The organism is Marinobacterium sp. xm-d-530, from assembly GCF_013283365.1.
In the GTDB taxonomy this organism is placed as follows: Bacteria; Pseudomonadota; Gammaproteobacteria; order Pseudomonadales; family Balneatricaceae; genus Marinobacterium_E.
The window spans coordinates 223,468-241,260 of the sequence record NZ_WBYM01000001.1 but is presented as its reverse complement, the minus strand read 5'-3'; the positions used below and the strand labels follow the sequence as shown (position 1 = coordinate 241,260).

Annotated in this window: 14 protein-coding genes; 4 read left to right on the top strand and 10 right to left on the bottom strand. The window is 51.5% G+C overall.

From position 1 onward, the window contains the following. Positions 1-44 precede the first annotated feature (44 nt). From zipA to XMD530_RS01250, 3 genes are read left to right on the top strand one after another with little or no spacing between them, the layout of a single operon-like run. Positions 45-1,676 (top strand): cell division protein ZipA, encoded by a 1,632-nt coding sequence (gene zipA, locus XMD530_RS01260; protein WP_173506598.1) that lies wholly within the window; start codon positions 45-47, stop codon positions 1,674-1,676. A gap of 11 nt (positions 1,677-1,687) precedes the next feature. Further along, positions 1,688-4,015: an NAD-dependent DNA ligase LigA gene (gene ligA, locus XMD530_RS01255; RefSeq protein WP_173480393.1), complete on the top strand. Its 2,328-nt coding sequence runs from the start codon at positions 1,688-1,690 to the stop codon at positions 4,013-4,015. Further along, positions 4,015-4,266, top strand: coding sequence for a YheU family protein (locus XMD530_RS01250; RefSeq protein WP_371731417.1), 252 nt, complete (start codon positions 4,015-4,017; stop codon positions 4,264-4,266). The genes ligA and XMD530_RS01250 overlap by 1 nt, the downstream gene beginning before the upstream one ends. Before the next feature lie 45 nt (positions 4,267-4,311). Here XMD530_RS01250 and mnmC read toward each other — a convergent pair whose 3' ends face one another. Genes mnmC through galU form a run of 4 tightly spaced genes read right to left on the bottom strand, consistent with a single transcriptional unit; the run spans position 4,312 to position 10,064 of the window. Further along, positions 4,312-6,279 (bottom strand): bifunctional tRNA (5-methylaminomethyl-2-thiouridine)(34)-methyltransferase MnmD/FAD-dependent 5-carboxymethylaminomethyl-2-thiouridine(34) oxidoreductase MnmC, encoded by a 1,968-nt coding sequence (gene mnmC, locus XMD530_RS01245; RefSeq protein WP_173505725.1) that lies wholly within the window; start codon positions 6,277-6,279, stop codon positions 4,312-4,314. A 15-nt stretch (positions 6,280-6,294) separates the two neighbouring features. Further along, the gene (locus tag XMD530_RS01240) at positions 6,295-7,560 is read right to left on the bottom strand and encodes a UDP-glucose/GDP-mannose dehydrogenase family protein (RefSeq protein ID WP_173505724.1); all 1,266 of its coding nucleotides are present in this window, start codon (positions 7,558-7,560) and stop codon (positions 6,295-6,297) included. Then, the gene (gene pgi, locus XMD530_RS01235; protein WP_173506597.1) at positions 7,557-9,176 is read right to left on the bottom strand and encodes a glucose-6-phosphate isomerase; all 1,620 of its coding nucleotides are present in this window, start codon (positions 9,174-9,176) and stop codon (positions 7,557-7,559) included. Before pgi ends, XMD530_RS01240 begins: the two co-directional genes overlap by 4 nt. A 9-nt stretch (positions 9,177-9,185) precedes the next feature. Beyond that, entirely contained in the window at positions 9,186-10,064 is an 879-nt protein-coding gene (gene galU, locus XMD530_RS01230) for a UTP--glucose-1-phosphate uridylyltransferase GalU (protein ID WP_173506596.1), read from the bottom strand. Between the two features lie 130 nt (positions 10,065-10,194). On the opposite strand from galU, the gene XMD530_RS01225 reads away from it, so the two are divergent. Continuing rightward, positions 10,195-11,973: an O-antigen ligase gene (locus tag XMD530_RS01225; RefSeq protein WP_173506595.1), complete on the top strand. Its 1,779-nt coding sequence runs from the start codon at positions 10,195-10,197 to the stop codon at positions 11,971-11,973. Here the strand turns inward: XMD530_RS01225 and XMD530_RS01220 are convergent. From XMD530_RS01220 to XMD530_RS01195, 6 genes are read right to left on the bottom strand one after another with little or no spacing between them, the layout of a single operon-like run. After that, positions 11,958-12,329 (bottom strand): Na+/H+ antiporter subunit G, encoded by a 372-nt coding sequence (locus XMD530_RS01220; protein WP_173480399.1) that lies wholly within the window; start codon positions 12,327-12,329, stop codon positions 11,958-11,960. The two genes, XMD530_RS01225 and XMD530_RS01220, sit on opposite strands and share 16 nt — an antisense overlap. A 19-nt stretch (positions 12,330-12,348) precedes the next feature. Beyond that, complete coding sequence (locus XMD530_RS01215) at positions 12,349-12,618, bottom strand: K+/H+ antiporter subunit F (protein ID WP_173480400.1); 270 nt, start codon at positions 12,616-12,618, stop codon at positions 12,349-12,351. Then, positions 12,612-13,109 carry a Na+/H+ antiporter subunit E gene (locus tag XMD530_RS01210; RefSeq protein WP_173482858.1) on the bottom strand — a complete coding sequence of 166 codons (498 nt, stop codon included), beginning with the start codon at positions 13,107-13,109 and terminating at the stop codon, positions 12,612-12,614. Before XMD530_RS01210 ends, XMD530_RS01215 begins: the two co-directional genes overlap by 7 nt. Then, a complete protein-coding gene (locus tag XMD530_RS01205) occupies positions 13,106-14,617 on the bottom strand; it encodes a monovalent cation/H+ antiporter subunit D (RefSeq protein WP_173506594.1) in 1,512 nt (503 codons plus the stop codon). The genes XMD530_RS01210 and XMD530_RS01205 overlap by 4 nt, the downstream gene beginning before the upstream one ends. After that, complete coding sequence (locus tag XMD530_RS01200) at positions 14,614-14,958, bottom strand: Na+/H+ antiporter subunit C (protein WP_173482856.1); 345 nt, start codon at positions 14,956-14,958, stop codon at positions 14,614-14,616. Before XMD530_RS01200 ends, XMD530_RS01205 begins: the two co-directional genes overlap by 4 nt. Then, entirely contained in the window at positions 14,958-17,750 is a 2,793-nt protein-coding gene (locus tag XMD530_RS01195) for a monovalent cation/H+ antiporter subunit A (RefSeq protein ID WP_173506593.1), read from the bottom strand. Before XMD530_RS01195 ends, XMD530_RS01200 begins: the two co-directional genes overlap by 1 nt. Positions 17,751-17,793 lie beyond the last annotated feature (43 nt).

The window sequence follows — 17,793 nt, the reverse complement described above, 5'->3', positions numbered from 1 at the left end:
GTTTACAAAAAGCATAAATTTCAGTGGTTCAAGGATAGCGTTTAATGGAGTTAAGAGATTGGTTGATGGCGGCAGGTGCCGTGCTGATTCTGCTTATCCTTGTCGATGGATGGCGACGTATCAGCGGTGGCTCCAATCGAATCCGCATGAAGATCGATCCCTCCTCTGAATCGACTGACACTGATGAAATTGCCGATAAACATAATCCTGAACTGCCTAACGGGGGTGCTCGAGTAAAGCGCAAAGTTGAGCGCCCCGATATCGATGCCTTAATGGCAGCCGAAGCTCAGCAAGCCAGTCAAACTGAAGACCCACTTGATAGTCTAACGGCGCAGCCTGAACAATCCTCTGTTGAAGCTGAGCCAGTGATTGATGACCCTCTCGCTGATCTTCGAGTCGATGATCTTGAGCCCGATCCATTTGATAGCCTATCGGATGAAGGTATCGTATCGGCTCCTCGCAAAACCAATCTTAAGCCCAGTGAGCCGACGCTCTCTATTGACAGCCCTGAGTCTGAGAACAGCCCTGAGCTTGAGAGCAGTCCTGAGCTTGAGAGCAGTCCTGAGCCTGTAAGTAGCCTTGAGCTTGAGAACAGTCCTGAGCCTGAAGATAGCACTGAGCCTGAAGAAACGCTTGAGCAACCCATCGAAGAAGCCGTTCTAGAAGAGTCTGTCCAAGAAGAGGCAATCCAAGAGGAAGCCGTTCAGGAAGAGCCCGCAGCACCTGAAGTTGAAATTGCTGACGAGTCACCTGAAGAGGCGCTTGAACAAGAGATTACAGTCGAACAGACTGCAGAGCCAGAGCCAGAGCCAGAGCCAGAGCCAGAGCCAGAGCCAGAGCCAGAGCCAGAGCCAGAGCCTGAACCCGTTGCAGAACAACCTGTCGGTCACGTCGATGACCTATTTGGTCTAGATCTAGATCGCCCAATTCATGAGTTGGTCGATGCGGGCGCCAAAAAAGAGAAGCCAGTTCGTAAACGCAAATCACCTGTCAAAAAGCCCGAACCAGAGACCAGTGAGTTCGATCAGCTTCTTGAGCCTAATGTAGATGCCGTTGATGAACCGCTTGAGGATATTGAATCACTGGTGAGCTCGCTGCCAGAGATCGAAGAGCCTGAGCTGAACGACCAGAGTGATGCTATGCAGGACTCCGAGACTCAAGAGGCTGCAGTCGCCGCTGCATCTCCATCGACCGGACGACAGTTCCGTGAACTTGATCTCAGTGATCCAGAAACCCGCTTAGTTGTCTTTGTCGTTGCACCTAAGGGTGGCTCGCTATCGGGTGCTCATATTCAAACCGTGGTTGAGCGCTGTGGTATGGAGTTTGGTCAGATGGATCTTTTCCATCGTTACGAAGACAACAGTGATCACTCACCGATTCAATTTACCATGAGTGATGTGGGTGAACCTGGCTCATTCAACATAGAGACCTTGGCTGAACATGAGACGCCTGCGGTCACCTTCTTTATGTCGATGACCGAACCACGTGATCCTTCCTACGCGGTTGATTGCATGTTGGCCACGGCGGAGACGTTGGCTAAGGCACTGGGCGGTGAGATGCTCGACAGTGATCGTTCAGTGATGCGCCCACAAACTCAAGAGCACTATCGTGAGTTGGTGAAGGCCTACAAGCTTCGTTCACGCGCTAAGAGCCGTCGTACTCGCAAATCCAAATAAGTCCAAACCTTATGTCGATTGAACAACAGATTCTGGAGCTCAGAGAGCAGCTCCAACAGCACGCCTATCGCTATTATGTACTCGATGATCCCTCGGTCACGGATGCTGAGTATGACCATCTCTATCGCCAGCTTGAATCACTCGAAGCAGACCACCCTGAGTTAGTCACCGCGGATTCGCCAACACAACGTGTCGGCGCTAAACCCGAGGGTGGCTTCGCCGAGGTGGTGCACGAGATCCCTATGCTGAGTCTGAGCAACCAGTTCAATCGTGATGAGGTTCATGCATTCTACCGTCGTGCTCAAGAGGGGTTGGAGAGTGATGCCTCTCTGGCGATTACGCTTGAACCAAAACTGGATGGTCTGGCCGTCAGCGTCCTCTATGAGAACGGCATGTTGGTTCGAGCAGCGACCCGTGGAGATGGCTCTACCGGTGAGGATATCACCAGCAACGTACGCACCATTCAAAGTGTCCCTCTGAAATTGATGGGAGCGGGTTGGCCAGAGCGTATTGAAGTGCGTGGCGAGGTCTATATGCCGCGGGCTGGGTTTGAAGCGCTCAATCAACAGGCTCGTGAGACGGGTCAAAAGAGCTTTGTGAATCCGCGTAATGCTGCAGCAGGCAGCCTGCGTCAGCTCGACCCATCGATTACCGCCAGTCGTCCTTTGACCTTCTGCTGTTATGGAACGGGCGTTGGTTCCGATGAGCTGCCTGATAGTTACTATGAGACCTTGCAGTTAATTAATAGCTGGGGCCTCAAGATCAGTGATCAAATCGCTCGTGTTGAGGGCGCGGATGCCTGTTTCGACTACATCGAGGCTCTGGGTGCTAAACGTGACGCTCTCCCTTATGACATAGATGGCGTGGTATTGAAGTGCGATTCGCGAGAGGTGCAAGAGACCCTAGGTTTCCGCTCACGTGATCCTCGCTGGGCTACGGCGTTTAAGTACCCTGCCCAAGAGGAGGTGACACAGCTTCTCGATGTTGATTTCCAAGTTGGCCGTACAGGTGCTGTGACCCCTGTTGCTCGTTTAGAACCCGTATTCGTCGGTGGAGTCACGGTCAGTAATGCCACCCTACACAACATGGACGAGATCGCGCGACTGGATGCGAAAGTAGGGGATTGGGTTGTTATTCGCCGCGCAGGTGATGTTATTCCGCAAATCGTCAAAGTGGCAACCGATCGTCGCACCGGTGATGAACAACCGATTGCTATCCCTTCTGCTTGTCCTGTGTGTGGCTCTGAGGTGGAGCGTGTGCAGCTCGTTAAGCGCAGCAAAGGACAGGAGCAGAAGGTCGAAGGTTCGGTCTACCGTTGTGTTGGGCGCCTCAGTTGCAGTGCCCAGTTGAAGCAGGCGTTGATCCACTTCGTCTCTCGTAAAGCGCTCGATATTGATGGTCTGGGCGACAAGGCGATTGAACAACTGGTGGATCGTGAGCTGGTTAAATCACCTGCGGATCTGTTTAGACTGACCAAAGATCAGGTGTTAACCCTAGAGGGATATGCTGAGCTGTCAGCGCAAAACCTGATCGATGCGGTCGGTCAGTCTAAAACCATCTCTCTAGCTCGCTTTATCTATGCCCTCGGTATTCCTGAAGTAGGGGAAGAGACGGCTCGAACTTTAGCGCTAAGTTTGGGGACGCTTGAACGAATTCGTCAGGCGCAGTCTCGTACGTTGACCCTTCTTCCAGATATTGGTCTGGAAGTAGCCCATGAGATTACCCACTTTATGGCGGAGGAACATAACCAGAAGGTTCTGGATGATCTCCTGTCGTTAGGCATTCAACTGGAAGAGCAGGAGCAGATTGCCGCCAAGCTGCAGGCCAGTGTCAGCTTTGCTGAGCTGATTGAGGGGTCTAACATTAAAGGTGTAGCAGCGACCGGTGCTAAGGCTTTGGCAGCCCATTTTGAAACAGTCGAAGCGCTTTTGGCTGCAGATGAAGATGCGCTTAAAGCTGTGCCTAAATTGAGTAGTCGTGCGGCAGCTGGCGTCCTAGAAGCGATCCAAGATGAGACTTGGTGCCAACAGTTGCAGCGTTTTGAAACGCAGCTGATTGAGTTCGGTATGCATTGGTACTCTGAGAGAAGGGTCAGCGACGCCAGTGCGCCATTAGAAGGGCAGACTTGGGTGCTTACTGGTACGCTTGAAACTATGGGACGCAGTGAAGCGAAAGCGCTTCTTCAAGAGATGGGTGCGAAGGTCTCTGGCAGTGTCTCGTCCAAAACGGATGCGGTGGTCGCAGGACCCGGTGCTGGGTCCAAATTGGCCAAAGCAGAGCAGTTGGGCATCCGCGTGCTAGATGAAAATGAATTTAACCAGTTGTTAGGAAGAGTGTAGTGATTGTTCCAGCGAATATGCTTTCGGATGATGCCCTACGTGGCATGATCGAAGAGTTTGTTACCCGTGATGGGACAGACTACGGTGAACAGGAAGTGAGTCTTGAAGAGCGTGTCGAAGAGGTGAGAGAGCAGATCCTTACCGGTAAAGCGCTGATCATGTTCGACAGTAAAACCGAGACCACAACCATTATCCCTGCTGAAGATCTTGCCAAGATTCAGCAGCAGAACGCAGAGCAAGCCTCAGAATAAGCGATTAGCTGATTAAACCTGGCTCAAGCTTACTAGCGGTTCGCATTAGCCTTTTGAATGAGCCGCTCTAATCAGATCGCGGATCGCAAATCGCTGTGGCGATAAGATATCCACCAACTCCTGCTCTAAGGGGTAGGGCTGGTGGGTGATTTGCGCGGCAATGATCTCCGCTGCGATAGGGCAGGTGATCAACCCTTTAGAGCCATGCCCCACACTGACATAGAGCCCCTCAAGCCAAGGCGCTGTGTCATTGAACTCTGTACTGGCATCGACACTTAAGCGCTGGTACTGCTCAACCAATTTCTCTGTATCACACAAAGCCCCGACCATCGGCAGGTAGTCGCGAGTCCCTGCTCGCTGCGATGCTCGTCCAGAGAGTTCTCTGTTTTGCACCGATTCAGACAGCTCAGGCAGCGCCCGTTCAAGAAGATCTAAGTTGTGTTGGTGCTCTGCCTGTTTCAGATCCTGACTAGTGTCATTCACCTTAAATGAGGCGCCAAAACAGTACTGTCCATTCAGAGCCGGTGAAATGTACCCCTCACCGCACACCACGGTTTTTAAGTTCGGTGTCTCTTCGGATGAGCACCAGCTGGTCTGGCCACGAATAGGCTTCAGATCAAGCTTCGCTAACCCTGTTAGTAGCTCTGTCTCATACGCACTGCAGATAACCACCTGTGAATAGGCTTCACCGTTGATTAGCCATTGGCTGCCGTCACGCTCAAGGGTTTCAATGGGGCAGTTAAAGTGGCTGCGAATATTGTCATGTTTGAGTAGATAGTCGACCAGTTTAGGAGGCGATGCCCAACCCGCGTCTGGAAAATAGAGTGCTGAATGTTCTGTGACGGTACCTGCCAGTTCAGACGCCTCTTCTGCAGATACCCGTTTAACCAGCGATTCAGGGTAGTTGTTTGCTTCGATCAACTTCTGCTGCAGTTTTTGATCTTTTTCACTGACAGCGAGCTGTAACACCCCACACAGATCGGCGTGCTGTTGGTCATCAAGGTTTAATGCCTTGAGTTGATTGACGGTGAACTGCAGGCCGTTGGCGTGGACGCGGGATGCCGCAGTCGGCACCGCCGGTAACTTGGCATAGAGCGCCCCTTGTGGGTTACCGGAGCCGCCCGTTGCGGGTTTCGGTGCTCGCTCATAGAGATCAACCTCTATGCCCCGCTCAGCTAATGCGTGAGCAACGCTAGCACCGGCAAGCCCAGCCCCGATGACAGCGCAGTTTTTGCCTCTCTCTTGAGCAGTCGGGCGAGCTAACCATGGCTTAGTCTGCGACTGTGAATCTCTGGCCTGAATAAATTGGCCGTGAATCATCTCTCGCTTTCGGCCGAATCCAGGAATCTTTTTGATCTCAAAACCCACCGATTGCAGGCCTCGTTTAACGATGCCGGCAGAAGTAAAAGTCGCAAAACTGGTGTTCTCACTGCTCAATCTGGCCAGCTGTTTAAACAGACCTTCGTGCCACATCTCAGGGTTTTTTGACGGAGCGAACCCATCTAAGAACCATGCATCCACTCTGGCGTCGATCTGCGACAGTTGTTGGGCTGCATCGCCGAATAGGAGCCATAACTGAATTCTCCCGTTGTCGAAGCTTAATTGGTGAAACCCAGGTAGAGCAGCAGGCCATAGCCTCACCAGTTGATCAACGCCCTCTGCGAACGGCTCTTTTGCACCAATGGGTGTCAATGCGCGCTTAAGATCAGCGAGGCGCATTGGGTACTTTTCACAACTGATGAAGTGCAGTGTTTGCTGCGGTTTAGCCGTCGTTAAAAAATGGTGACGAGCTACTAGGAAATTAAGTCCGGTACCAAATCCGGTTTCACCAATGGTGAACATTGGCTTGTCGAGTGATGCTAGTCTCTCTGGAAGCTGATTGGATTGAATGAACACATGCTCAGTCTCAGCGATACCATCTTCAACACTGAAGTAGATATCACCAAACTGAGTCGACTCGGGTTGTTCGTCACGCCAGTTTAGCTGGGCGTGTTCAATCTTTTTATGGGTCACAGCAACCTTTTGAAATTAGGCGTTGGTTAAACAGCTGCGTCCCATACAGTAGTAGGTAATTCCCGCTGATTGGACGCGGTTTGGATCATACAGATTGCGCCCATCAATGATAAGAGGATTCTCCAACTGAGAGGCGATGCGATTGAAGTCGGGTGATGCGTACTCTGGCCAAGCCGTCAGTACCAATAGCGCATCGGCGCCCTCACAGGCGTCATAGTTATGTGTCATCAGTTGTATCTGCTGGTTGCCTGGATAGCGCGCGGCCAGTGTCTGTAGCGCTTCAGGATCATGGATCTGTAGTTTAGCCCCTTGCGCCAACAGTGCATCGATGACGCGCAATGCGGGTGAGGTCTCAACGTCGGCCACACCTGGCTTGAACGCAACGCCCCAGATAGCAAAGGTCTTGTTACTCAGGTCACACTGATAGTGTTGCCACAGCGTTCTAAATGGCCACTCTTTATTGACCTCATTCTGCTGCAGTAGGGTATCGACAAAGACAGAGCCCTTCTGTTCACTGAGTAGTGTTGATAGTCCTTCTAGATATTGGGTGAACTGCTGACCACCAAATCCAGAGCCTGGTTGCAGGTAGTGACTACCGATACGCACATCGGTAGTCATGCCACGGCGAATCGCATCGATATCGATGCCTAGCTGATCGCACAGTCCCGCCATCTCGTTAATGTAGCCTAGACGGAGCGCCAAGATACCGGTGATCGCATACTTAACGAACTCGGCCTCACGGCGTGTCATACGCTGAATGGCTCTCTGCCCTAAGTGGAAGGGGCGTAACAGGCTGAGTAGTAGCTCTGTTGCTACCTCGTGCTCACTGCCGATTAGCAGAGCTTGAGGGTTGGCAAACTGCTGCATCGCTTGGCCCGCTTGCAGCACATCCGGGAAGTAGACAACGTACTGCCCTTTGCTCTCATCCAGCATCGACTGCAGTTCATCGCTGGCGCCGACGCCAAAGTTACTCTGGTTAATTAGAAGCAGAGGTTTGTCCGATTCAGCTAAACGCTCGACCAATATTTTCGCTTCAGCAAAATCGCTCGACTCCATGGCTATCCAGTGAACTTCGGACTCCAGAGCCTTGTGAGGGTCGATAATCAGACGCTGATTAAACTCGGCCGCTTGGATGCTGGTCAGAAGTCCTGGCTCAGATCGTAAGTGGCTCTCAATGGGTTCGTTATCAGCGACTGCGTGGTAGATGTCATTACCATAGGCAGCCAATTGCGCACGGGCAATCCATGCGCTGAGTTCGTGTCCCCAAACGCTGATCTTCATTGTCCGTTACCTCGCAAATTTTGAATCTCATTCAGTAGTCCCTCCGTAGCAGGGTCGTACTGATGGTCGGCACTTTGGTTGAGTGCAGTAATTAGATCGTTCGCCACTTTTTTACCCAGCTCAACACCCCACTGGTCAAATGGGTTGATGCCCCAGATGACCGCTTGAACGTAGACCTTATGTTCATAGAGTGCGATCAGGCTCCCTAAATTATAGGGCGTTAGCTCATCCAGCATCAGAACCGTGCTAGGCTGGTTGCCGAAGTAGCGCTGCCAGGCTGGACGCTCAATGCCATCGGTCAGCGCAGCATCGCCTAGCGCCAGCACGCGAGCTTGAGCTAAACAGTTGGCCAGCGCCAACTGGTGCTGCTCTTGCAGTGAGCTCTCTCGATCGACGTAGCGACGTGCAGGGACAATAAAGTCACACATCACACGCTCGGTACCCTGGTGAAGAAGCTGGTAAAACGCATGCTGTGCGTTCGGGCCAATCTCGCCCCAAAGAATCGGACAGGTGCGCTGTGCAATTGAGCTTCCGTCAATGCCAACACTCTTACCGTTACTCTCCATCTCCAACTGCTCTAGATAAGCGGGAAGATGGGCTAATCGACCGTCATACGGCAAGATCGCATGGGCATGAATGTCCTGGAAGTTGATGTTCCAGATACCGATCAGAGCCAGAAGCACTGGAAGGTTGTTGGCAAACTCAGCCTCTTCGAAATGTTTATCCATGCTGTGTGCACCAGCCAGCAGATCACGGAAGCCCTGCATCCCTATGCTGATAGCAATCGGTAGGCCGATCGCGGACCAGAGCGAGTAGCGTCCACCGGTCCACTCCCAAAACTCTAGCAGTGTCTCTTCAGAAAGGCCCCAAGCGATGGCTTTTTCAGGAGCGGCAGTGACGCCAATGAAGTGCTGTTTGATCAGAAGCTCACGATTTAAACCGCTACGCTCTTGAAGCCAGTCCACTGCTGTTGCCGCGTTAGCCAGCGTATCAATGGTGCCAAAGGATTTGGACGATAGAACGAACAGGGTGGTCTCTGAATCCAACTCAAGCAGAAGATTTGAAAGCTGACTACCATCCATTGAGGAGACAAAGTGCAAACCGATGTTCAATGACGCTTCTGGTCGGAACTGGTGGGTCGCTTCACAGATCATCAACGGACCAAGATCAGACCCGCCGACACCGATGTTGACCACGTCGGTGATCGGTTTACCGGTGTAGCCACGCCACTGACCCTGATGGATCTGGTTAACAAACTGCTCCATGCGATCCAAGGTTTTGTGAACATCACTGACAACATCTTGGTCATCGACTTGGAGCTGTGCACTTTTAGGTAGGCGCAGTGCAGAGTGAAGCGCCGCTCTGTCTTCCGTGTTGTTGACGTGTTCACCTTGTAACAGCGCTTTGATGGCTGACGGAAGCTGCTTCTCGTTAGCCAATTCGAGTAGCTCACTCATCACCTGAGCATCGATTCGCTGGCGGCTGAGGTCCATCAACATACCTTCATGTCGGAACGACAGTAATTCAAAGCGTTGATCGGTATCGATCAATTCACGAAGATGCTGTGCACTCAAACGTGCCGCTGATTGTTCCAGTTTCGACCAAGCTTGAGTCATATCGACCTCTTAGAGTTGCTTCTTAGCTAGGAAGTCACGCATCGCATCAGCGGTTTCAGGGTGCTTCAAACCGAATGCAAGGTTAGCTTGTAGAAGACCCGCTTTGTTACCACAGTCATAGACGGTACCACGCATGCTGTAGGCCTCCATTGTTGACTCTGATAGTAGCTCTAGCATCGCATCGGTTAGTTGGATTTCGCCGCCGGCACCGGGTTGTGTCGTCTTCAACAGCTCCATCACACGGTTAGGCAGAATGTAACGACCGACAATCGCTTGGTTTGATGGCGCTTGATCGACGGGTGGTTTCTCAACCATGCCATGAATTGGGGTGCCTGTGCCGGCGGTCAACTGTTGGCCGCCGCAATCAACGATACCGTAACGATCAACATGTTCCTGTGGCACGCCCTCTACCATGATCTGGCCTGAACCGTTCTTCTGATAGCGTTTCACCATCTCAGAGAAGTCACTGGCAAGACCTTCATCGTCAATCACCATATCGGGCAGCATGACGGCAAAGTCCTCTGAACCAATCACGTGGGCAGCACACAACACGGCATGCCCCAAGCCTTTTGCACTAGGTTGGCGCACAGAGATGACCTCGATGCCCTTTGGTAGTGAGTTCTCTACCGCATTCAAAAGAGCAGTCTTATTCTTAAGCGCAAGCATCTGCTCTAGCTCGTAGTTGGCATCGAAATGGTTCTCGATCGACTCTTTGCCCGAGCGTGTCACCAAAACAATCTGGCGAAATCCTGCGCGTGCGGCCTCTTCCACGACGTGTTGGATAACTGGTTTATCGACGACGGGCAGCATCTCTTTCGGAATGGCTTTAGAGGCTGGAAGAACTCGAGTACCGAGGCCGGCAACGGGGATGATCACTTTAGAGAGCATTGAATTTCCTTAATCAATAAATCTACTTTATAGGTATAACTGTCATTATAAGCATAAAAGCACGACAATTTTCTTACATGTGCTATTACTTAATAGTCATCAGCTATTTACCCAAACTTACGGAGATCACATGCAACTATTGGGCCAAGATTCAGATGAGAGTCGTGCATCTAAAGTTTTAACGATTCTTTTGAGCCTGCTGTTTCTGGTTGCGCCCTTCTATTACCAGGACAATTTAGGGGGTGAAGGGTTGAATCTACCGTTTAATGCGGTGGTCTGGTTGCCGGTGCTCTTTATCATTGCGGGCGCCATTTTTAAGATTATAGAGTCTGGTGAATGGGTGCGTCCAAACTACCTTTGGTTAATTTTAGCAATGCCGATAGGGCTCTACCTGACGGGGTTTGTCTCAGGTATGGATCGCCCCGGCGAGTGGCTGATTCGACTCGGTGTGGTGTTTGGTGGTATCGCGCTCTGGTTATCCGTGTTGCAGTATCGACTCAGTGAGCAACAGATGAATCAGTTGCTCTATCTGTTATTGGCGTCGATGTTGATTCATGCTCTGGTCGGCCTGGTACAGATGATTTCACACCCACTGTTTAGAGGTTGGGTGCCTATCTCATCGGGCAATCGGCTGCTGGGGATGTTCCAGCAACCCAATTTACAAGCCTCATTGATGGCAACAGCGGTGGCGTTGGCACTCTGGTTAGCGACTACGAAAACCTTCAATGAACAGCGCTGGCCGCAAAAATCAGCGCTCTTTCTAACGCTGTTTCTAGCATCACTAGAGGTCACTGCATCCGGTTCTAGGGTCGGTTTGATCGGTGCTGTGCTAGCGCTGTTGTTGATCTGCGCAGGGCGTATTAAAGCGTTGATCAGTCAGCCGCTATTGGCGATTGCGTTGGCATTCACACTGGGAACCGGAGCTATTGCCGGTTATCAAGCCAATGATGGGGCGCTGCAGGCCTACAACAAGATCGAAAAACTGGCTGAAGAGGGTAAGGACGCTCGTCCTCATATCTATCGTATTGCTTTGGATGTGTTTGAACGCTCTCCGCTGTTTGGTCACGGCATCGGTAGCTTCCAGTCTGAATTCCAAAAAGAGCGTGTCACCTACTATCAGACAACGGACGCTTCAGCAGTCGATGGAAGTCCTCGATTCTCCCATCCTCACAATGAACTGCTGTTTTGGATGGACGAGGGCGGCTTGGTCGCACTGCTGGCCATTGGTATCGCGGTCTTAGGGGTTGTGTTGCAGTTGATCCGTTTAGGGTGGGGAGAGGGGTTGGCGCTTGCCGCACTGCTATTACCCATCGCTCTGCATACCCAGACAGAGTTACCTTTTTATATTTCAACATACCACTGGATTCTACTGACACTGCTGTTAGCCGTGCTCTTCTCGCACCGCACTCTTATCAAACCGGTCAAACTCTCGCTGGGTGCGACCGCTCTTTTGAAAGGTAGTCCACTATTCATTGTGCCGATTATGGTGCTCTTTTTGGTTCACTCGCTGTTGTCGCAGACCGGAATCATGCAGTACTACAAACATCGCGGCACTGAGCCCACCCATTTGAGGTTCGCGCTCAACAATGTCTACTTTAAAGAGTTGGGTGAGTACTTTGTAATGCGCTCTTCACTCTATGGTGCGATAGAGCATCAAGATCAGAATGCTGTATTGGGCTTTATTGAGTGGGGCGAAGCCTATCTTGAACAGATACAGGATATTCAACTCTATAGAGATGTGGCGATTGCTCGTCAAAATATCGGGGATGAGGAGGGTGCTCTAGCGCTGATTGCTCAAGCGAAAGCGATCTACCCTAAGGATCGATCCATCGAAGATACTCACCGTCGATTAGAGGCCGGTGAGCCGTTGGTGACGTCGAGCCTAGCCTTGCCTCAATCCGAAGAGTGATTGGGAGCTTCTCGATCCCGAGCTACTTCAATCAGTTCCGCGTTTTTGGTCTTGTCGATCTGTTTTAAGCGCTGATGCATGGCTGTTTTGGCTAACAGGTGCCCAGTTAAAGGGGCGCTGATGAACAGGAACAGCGTGATCAAAAGTTGCTGCACACTTAATGAACCCTGATCAAACAGAGTGAATAGCATTGATGCAATCAAGATCGCACCCATACCGAGGGTGGTCGCTTTTGTAGGTGCGTGCAAACGGGTGTAAACGTCAGGAAGACGAATCAGACCCAGTGAACCAATCAGAATTAATGATCCGCCTAGCAGCAGTAGCAGAGATAGGATCAATTCAATCGCAAAATTCATAGTTGTTCTGTCCTATCCCTTACTCAATGATATCGCCGCGCAGAAGGTATTTGCAGAGCGCGGCCGTGCTGACAAAGCCGAGCATGGCGATTAACAGTGCGGCTTCAAAGTTGATTGAGCTGGCTTGCACAATGCCATAGATCAGAATCAAACCAATACTGTTAATGTAGAGCGTATCCAAGCTCAGAATGCGCTCGGGCAACGAGGGGCCTCTGACTAAACTGTAAGTGTTCATGATAAGAGCGATGCTGATCATGACGAGAACGATTTTAAGGCTGATCTCTAACATTGGAATATCTCCTTCAGCGGGGTCTCGTAACGCTGTTTAATCTCATCAATCAACGCTTGCTCGTCGGGAAGATCAAGGGCGTGTATGTAAAGCCACTCTCGATCCTTGCTCACTTCGGCACTCAAGGTTCCAGGAGTCAGTGATATGGTTGAGGCAAGCAGGGTAATCGGTAGATCCCCCGTCAGGTTAAGCGGGTAGGCGATAAAGCCAGGTTGCAGCGCTTTGGTTGGTCCTAGAATCAGTTTGGCTACCGCAAGATTGGCGACCACGATATCCCACAGTAATACCAGAATGTATCTGATCAGTTTTAGCGGTCTCTTAACCGCCATCTGTTGAGTCTGTAGAGGTTCTGTCAGTAGCGGGATTCCCAAGGCTAGGATCAACCCCAGCACTATTTGCCCGAGCGAGAAACTGTTGTTCATCAGCAACCAGACAATTAACAGAACCAGTGATAAGAATGGGCGTGGTAGCCAAGATCGTACGAAACTCATTGTTGTACTCCTTTAGCCATTATCTGTGTCGGGTCATGCTCAAACGCCTGTAACTGCTCAACAGTCGCGTCTGTGTACTGGGTGATTGGACCAGCAAAAAGGCTCATTAACGGTGCAGCGCTCAGCAATATGCCGACCGCAATAAATTTACGTGTTGCTGAGGCCTTGCTGCTATCCGGTTTACCGTTGGAGCGCCAAAACAGTGTCGATCCGGCGCGTGAAAAGGCGACCAGTGCTGCTAAACTACCGATCAATAACAGCGGCCAAGCCCAGACCAGTGCCGAGCTGCTGTCGATCGACTTCATAATCAAAAACTTACCAATAAAGCCCGACAGTGGTGGCATACCGATCAGTGTTAGAGCCGCAATAAAAAAGAGTATCCCAATGCTCATTGGCTGCGCTAAAGAGCGACCGGCCACGATTCGGTCAAACGAGCGTTCACGTTGCTCAGCAATAATGTCCCCGATTAAGAAGAAAGCAGCGCCTGCTAACGTAGAGTGAACGGCGTAGTAAAGTGCTGCTGATAGAGAGTTTGCACTGCCAAAACCGACGGCCACCAGCAGCGTGCCGACAGACAAAATGACTAGGTGAGCGGCCAGACGTTTCACGCTCGGTGCCGAAATAACCCCTAGAGTGGCCATCACCAGTGTGCCGAGCGCCAATACCCAGATCCAATCCTGTCCTAGGTCGGTTAGAGCACCAGCGCTGTCACCAAAGATCAGATTTTGAACGCGAATAATCGAGTAGATGCCCACTTTGGTCATGATGGCAAAGAGGGCCACGACGGGACCTGGGGCCGATGCGTAGGTTCTTGGTAGCCAAAATTGTAGAGGTAGTAGCGCCGCTTTCAGAGCGAACACCGAGAGCAGCATCATGCCGCCAATCTTAGTCAGTTGAATCTCAGACTCATTAAGCTCACGTACTCGCAGCGCCATATCGGCCATGTTAAGGGTGCCTAGCGTGCCGTAAATAATACCTAACGCAAATAGGAAAATTGCAGAGCCGACAAGGTTCAGGAATACATAGTGCACAGCTGCGCTGGTTTTGTGTTTTCCGCCGCCGTGAATCAGTAGAGAGTAAGAGGCGATCAGCAGGATCTCAAAAAAGACGAATAGGTTGAATATATCCCCTGTTAGGAAAGCACCGTTGATCCCCATCGCTTGGAACATCATCAACGGGTAGAAGTAGCGCCCTTGGTTATCGTCCCCTGCGCTGGCATAGAGATTGGCCGATAGCAGTAGGAGTGAGGTCAGCAGAACCATCAGGCTCGATAGGCGATCGCCAACTAGCTGGATGCCGAACGGCGCATCCCAGTTACCCAGTGCATAAAGCGTTACATTACCTGCTGATGCTGACATGAGCAGAGCGACTGAGACGATCACCAGAGTAAGCGACCCTACCAGGCTGATGACACGCTGGCGCTCGATACTTTTTTCAAAAACAGGCAGTAACTGCAGCGTGGCTAACAGAAGCGGCAGGATGATGGGCAGAGTGATTAGGTGGTTCATTTCTGCTCTCCGCTCTGTTCTGGTAGTCGGCCATCGACATGGTCGTTACCGAGATCGGCACGGGCACGAATAGCCAGGATGACCGCGAAGGCGGTCATTGCAAAACCGATAACAATGGCAGTCAGTACCAGCGCCTGCGGAACAGGGTCCGGTGTTGCTAGGCCAGATTTCAATACCGCGGCACCATCAATGACGAGTCGACCGGCGGAAAAGATAAACAGGTTCACAGCGTAAGAGAGCACTGTTAAGCCAAGTACCACTGGGAAAGTACGACCACGAAGTACCAGAAACACCCCCACAGCGGTGAGTAGGCCAATAATTAAACTGATCAGTAACTCCATTATTTAGACTCCTCTGGACGTGCATGAGTCGTCAGTGCACCAAGGTTCCCGAGTATAAGTAGGGTGGATCCAATGACGGTTAGGTAGACCCCTAGATCAAACAACATGGCACTGGCCAACTCGAACTTACCGATACCTGGCAGGTAGAAGTAATCAAACCAAGAACTCAAGAAGGGGTAGCCAAATAGCCAGCTGCCCATTCCCGTCGCGCCTGCGATGATCAAACCGACAGAGATCAGCCACTGGTAGTTCAGTTTCGAGCGTTCGCGCATGAAATCGACACCGTTAGCGATGTACTGCAGGATCAGAGCCACGGCAGTCACTAGACCGGCAATAAAGCCACCGCCGGGTAGGTTGTGACCACGTAAGAAGATGTAAGCCGACACCAAGAGAGCTAGTGGAAGCAGTGCTCTTGAGACGGTCGCAAGCATCATCGGGTGGTGATCGTTGCTCCATGGTATGCCGTTAAGATCAGCTGATGGCATGAAGAGTTTCATACGTGCGATCAGTTTGTAGATACCTAAACCGGCAATACCCAGTACGGTGATCTCGCCAAAGGTATCAAAGCCCCTGAAGTCGACCAGAATCACGTTGACCACATTGGTACCACCGCCACCTGTTTTTGAGTTGGCGATAAAGAAGTCGGCGATCGAGGTTTGCGGATGGGTCATCATGGCGTAACTAATGGTTGCCATCACGCCACCAATCAGAGTTGCCAAACCAAGGTCACGTACCACCGATGAGGGGCTAGCCGCTTTTGCAGTGACCTGTGGTAAGAAGAAGAGTGCGAGCATCAGCAGTATGACCGTGACCACCTCAACTGAGAGTTGAGTCAGTGCTAAGTCAGGTGCTGAGAAACGGGCAAAGATTAGAGAGACGATTAAGCCGACGACCGAGACGGCAATCAGTGCGATCATTCGTTTGCGGTGCCAGATCAGCGTCACCAGTGTGGAGACGACCAAAATAATGGTAGCGACGATGCTAATGCCATCGACCGGCAGCAGTGGGCGAGCACCCTCTAAATTGATCAGCTTCGTCATTGGAACCGTCGTAAAGAGCGCAACACTCAAGATGAACAGCATGGTATAGCGCTGCAGCGATCCGTTCTCAAGTGTGCCGTAAATTCGTGTGGCAGCATCCACAATGCGCTTGATGTTTTGATCAAAGATCGCTTTAGCGTCTCGTTCAGGGAATTGCGCCTGAAACTCAAACAACTGCTTACGGGTCGCGTAGACGACAATGCCACCCAACAGTGCAATGAAACTCATCAGCAGTGGGAAGTTAAATCCGTGCCATATGGCCAAGCTGTAGTAGGGCGTCTCGCCTTGTAGCAGAGAGGTTGCAGCGCTGTGCAGAATCTCTGCAACTACCAGACCAGGGGCAATACCCACGACAAAACAGAGTGCGACCAGTATCTCGACAGGAATCTTCATGTAGCGTGGAGGCTCATGCGGTGTCTTAGGAAGATTGATCGGTTCACCGTTAAAGAAGACGTCATGAATGAAGCGCAACGAGTAGGCAACCGAAAAGATACCGGCAACAGTCGCTAGAACAGGCAGAATCCATGAGAGCGCACCGAGTGACCCCTGCTGAAGGGTCTCTGCAAAGAACATCTCTTTCGATAGGAAACCGTTCAGTAGCGGAACCCCTGCCATGGCCAGTGCCGCGACCATCGCTAGCATTGCTGTGTGAGGCATGTATCGCCACAAGCCGTTCAGCTTGCGCATATCCCGTGAACCCGTCTCATGATCGATGATGCCTGCGGCCATGAACAGTGAAGCCTTAAAGGTCGCGTGGTTAATGATGTGGAAGGTGGCAGCGACCGCCGCAAGCTTCGAGTTTAAACCGAGCAGTAGCGTGATTAGACCTAAGTGACTGATAGTGGAGTAAGCCAGAAGCCCTTTAAGGTCGTGCTTAAACAGCGCCATGTATGCGCCGACCAGCAAGGTGGCAAGACCGGTCAAGGTGACGATCAAGAACCACATGTCGGTACCCGCAAGCGCCGGGTAGAGTCGAGCCATCAAAAAGATGCCCGCTTTCACCATGGTTGCTGAGTGAAGATAAGCAGAGACCGGCGTTGGCGCCGCCATGGCGTGGGGAAGCCAGAAGTGGAATGGGAACTGTGCCGACTTAGTAAAAGCACCCAGAAGCACTAGGACTAGAATATAGGGGTAGAGCTCAGAGCCGCGGATTAGATCCCCTTGAGCCAATACATCCGTCAGGTTGAAGCTGCCGACCACCTGGCCGATCAGCAAAATGCCTGCAAACAACGCCAAACCACCCATTCCAGTAATGGTCAGTGCCATGCGAGCACCTTTGCGCGCTTCGCTCTTGTGATTCCAGAAGCTGATCAACAAGAAGGAGCTGATGCTGGTCAGTTCCCAAAATAGCCAGAGTTGAATCAGGTTCTCTGACAGCACAATACCCAACATGGCGGTCATGAATAGGATTAACATCGCATAGAAGCGCGGCATGTTGTCCTGCTCAGATAAGTAGTAGCGGGCATAGAGTATAACGAGAAGACCGATGCCTAAGATCAACAGGGCAAACAGCAGTGCAAACCCATCGAGTCGGAACGCGAGTTCTAATCCGACTGCTGGAATCCATTCGAATTGCTCAACAAAATGCTCACCATCGAGTACCGAGGGTGCGTATGAGATAACGATAGCCAAAGCCGCCGCGGGCAGTGCGGCCGTCGCATACGCGCAAGCCGTTCTCGACACTCTGTTAGCAGAAAGAGAAACGAACACCCCAATGAGTGTCAGTAGGGGGATCCAGAACAGGTTTAGCACCGAAGTAGACCTCTGAAATGTAAGGTTTTATCTTGTTTCTGTT

Excerpts from the sequence above, each read along its gene's own strand:
- zipA (WP_173506598.1), top strand. The coding sequence starts at position 45 with ATGGAGTTAAGAGATTGGTTGATGGCGGCAGGTGCCGTGCTGATTCTG.
- ligA (WP_173480393.1), top strand. The coding sequence starts at position 1,688 with ATGTCGATTGAACAACAGATTCTGGAGCTCAGAGAGCAGCTCCAACAG.
- XMD530_RS01240 (WP_173505724.1), bottom strand. The coding sequence starts at position 7,560 with ATGAAGATCAGCGTTTGGGGACACGAACTCAGCGCATGGATTGCCCGT.
- pgi (WP_173506597.1), bottom strand. The coding sequence starts at position 9,176 with ATGACTCAAGCTTGGTCGAAACTGGAACAATCAGCGGCACGTTTGAGT.
- galU (WP_173506596.1), bottom strand. The coding sequence starts at position 10,064 with ATGCTCTCTAAAGTGATCATCCCCGTTGCCGGCCTCGGTACTCGAGTT.
- XMD530_RS01225 (WP_173506595.1), top strand. The coding sequence starts at position 10,195 with ATGCAACTATTGGGCCAAGATTCAGATGAGAGTCGTGCATCTAAAGTT.
- XMD530_RS01220 (WP_173480399.1), bottom strand. The coding sequence starts at position 12,329 with ATGAATTTTGCGATTGAATTGATCCTATCTCTGCTACTGCTGCTAGGC.
- XMD530_RS01215 (WP_173480400.1), bottom strand. The coding sequence starts at position 12,618 with ATGTTAGAGATCAGCCTTAAAATCGTTCTCGTCATGATCAGCATCGCT.
- XMD530_RS01210 (WP_173482858.1), bottom strand. The coding sequence starts at position 13,109 with ATGAGTTTCGTACGATCTTGGCTACCACGCCCATTCTTATCACTGGTT.
- XMD530_RS01205 (WP_173506594.1), bottom strand. The coding sequence starts at position 14,617 with ATGAACCACCTAATCACTCTGCCCATCATCCTGCCGCTTCTGTTAGCC.
- XMD530_RS01200 (WP_173482856.1), bottom strand. The coding sequence starts at position 14,958 with ATGGAGTTACTGATCAGTTTAATTATTGGCCTACTCACCGCTGTGGGG.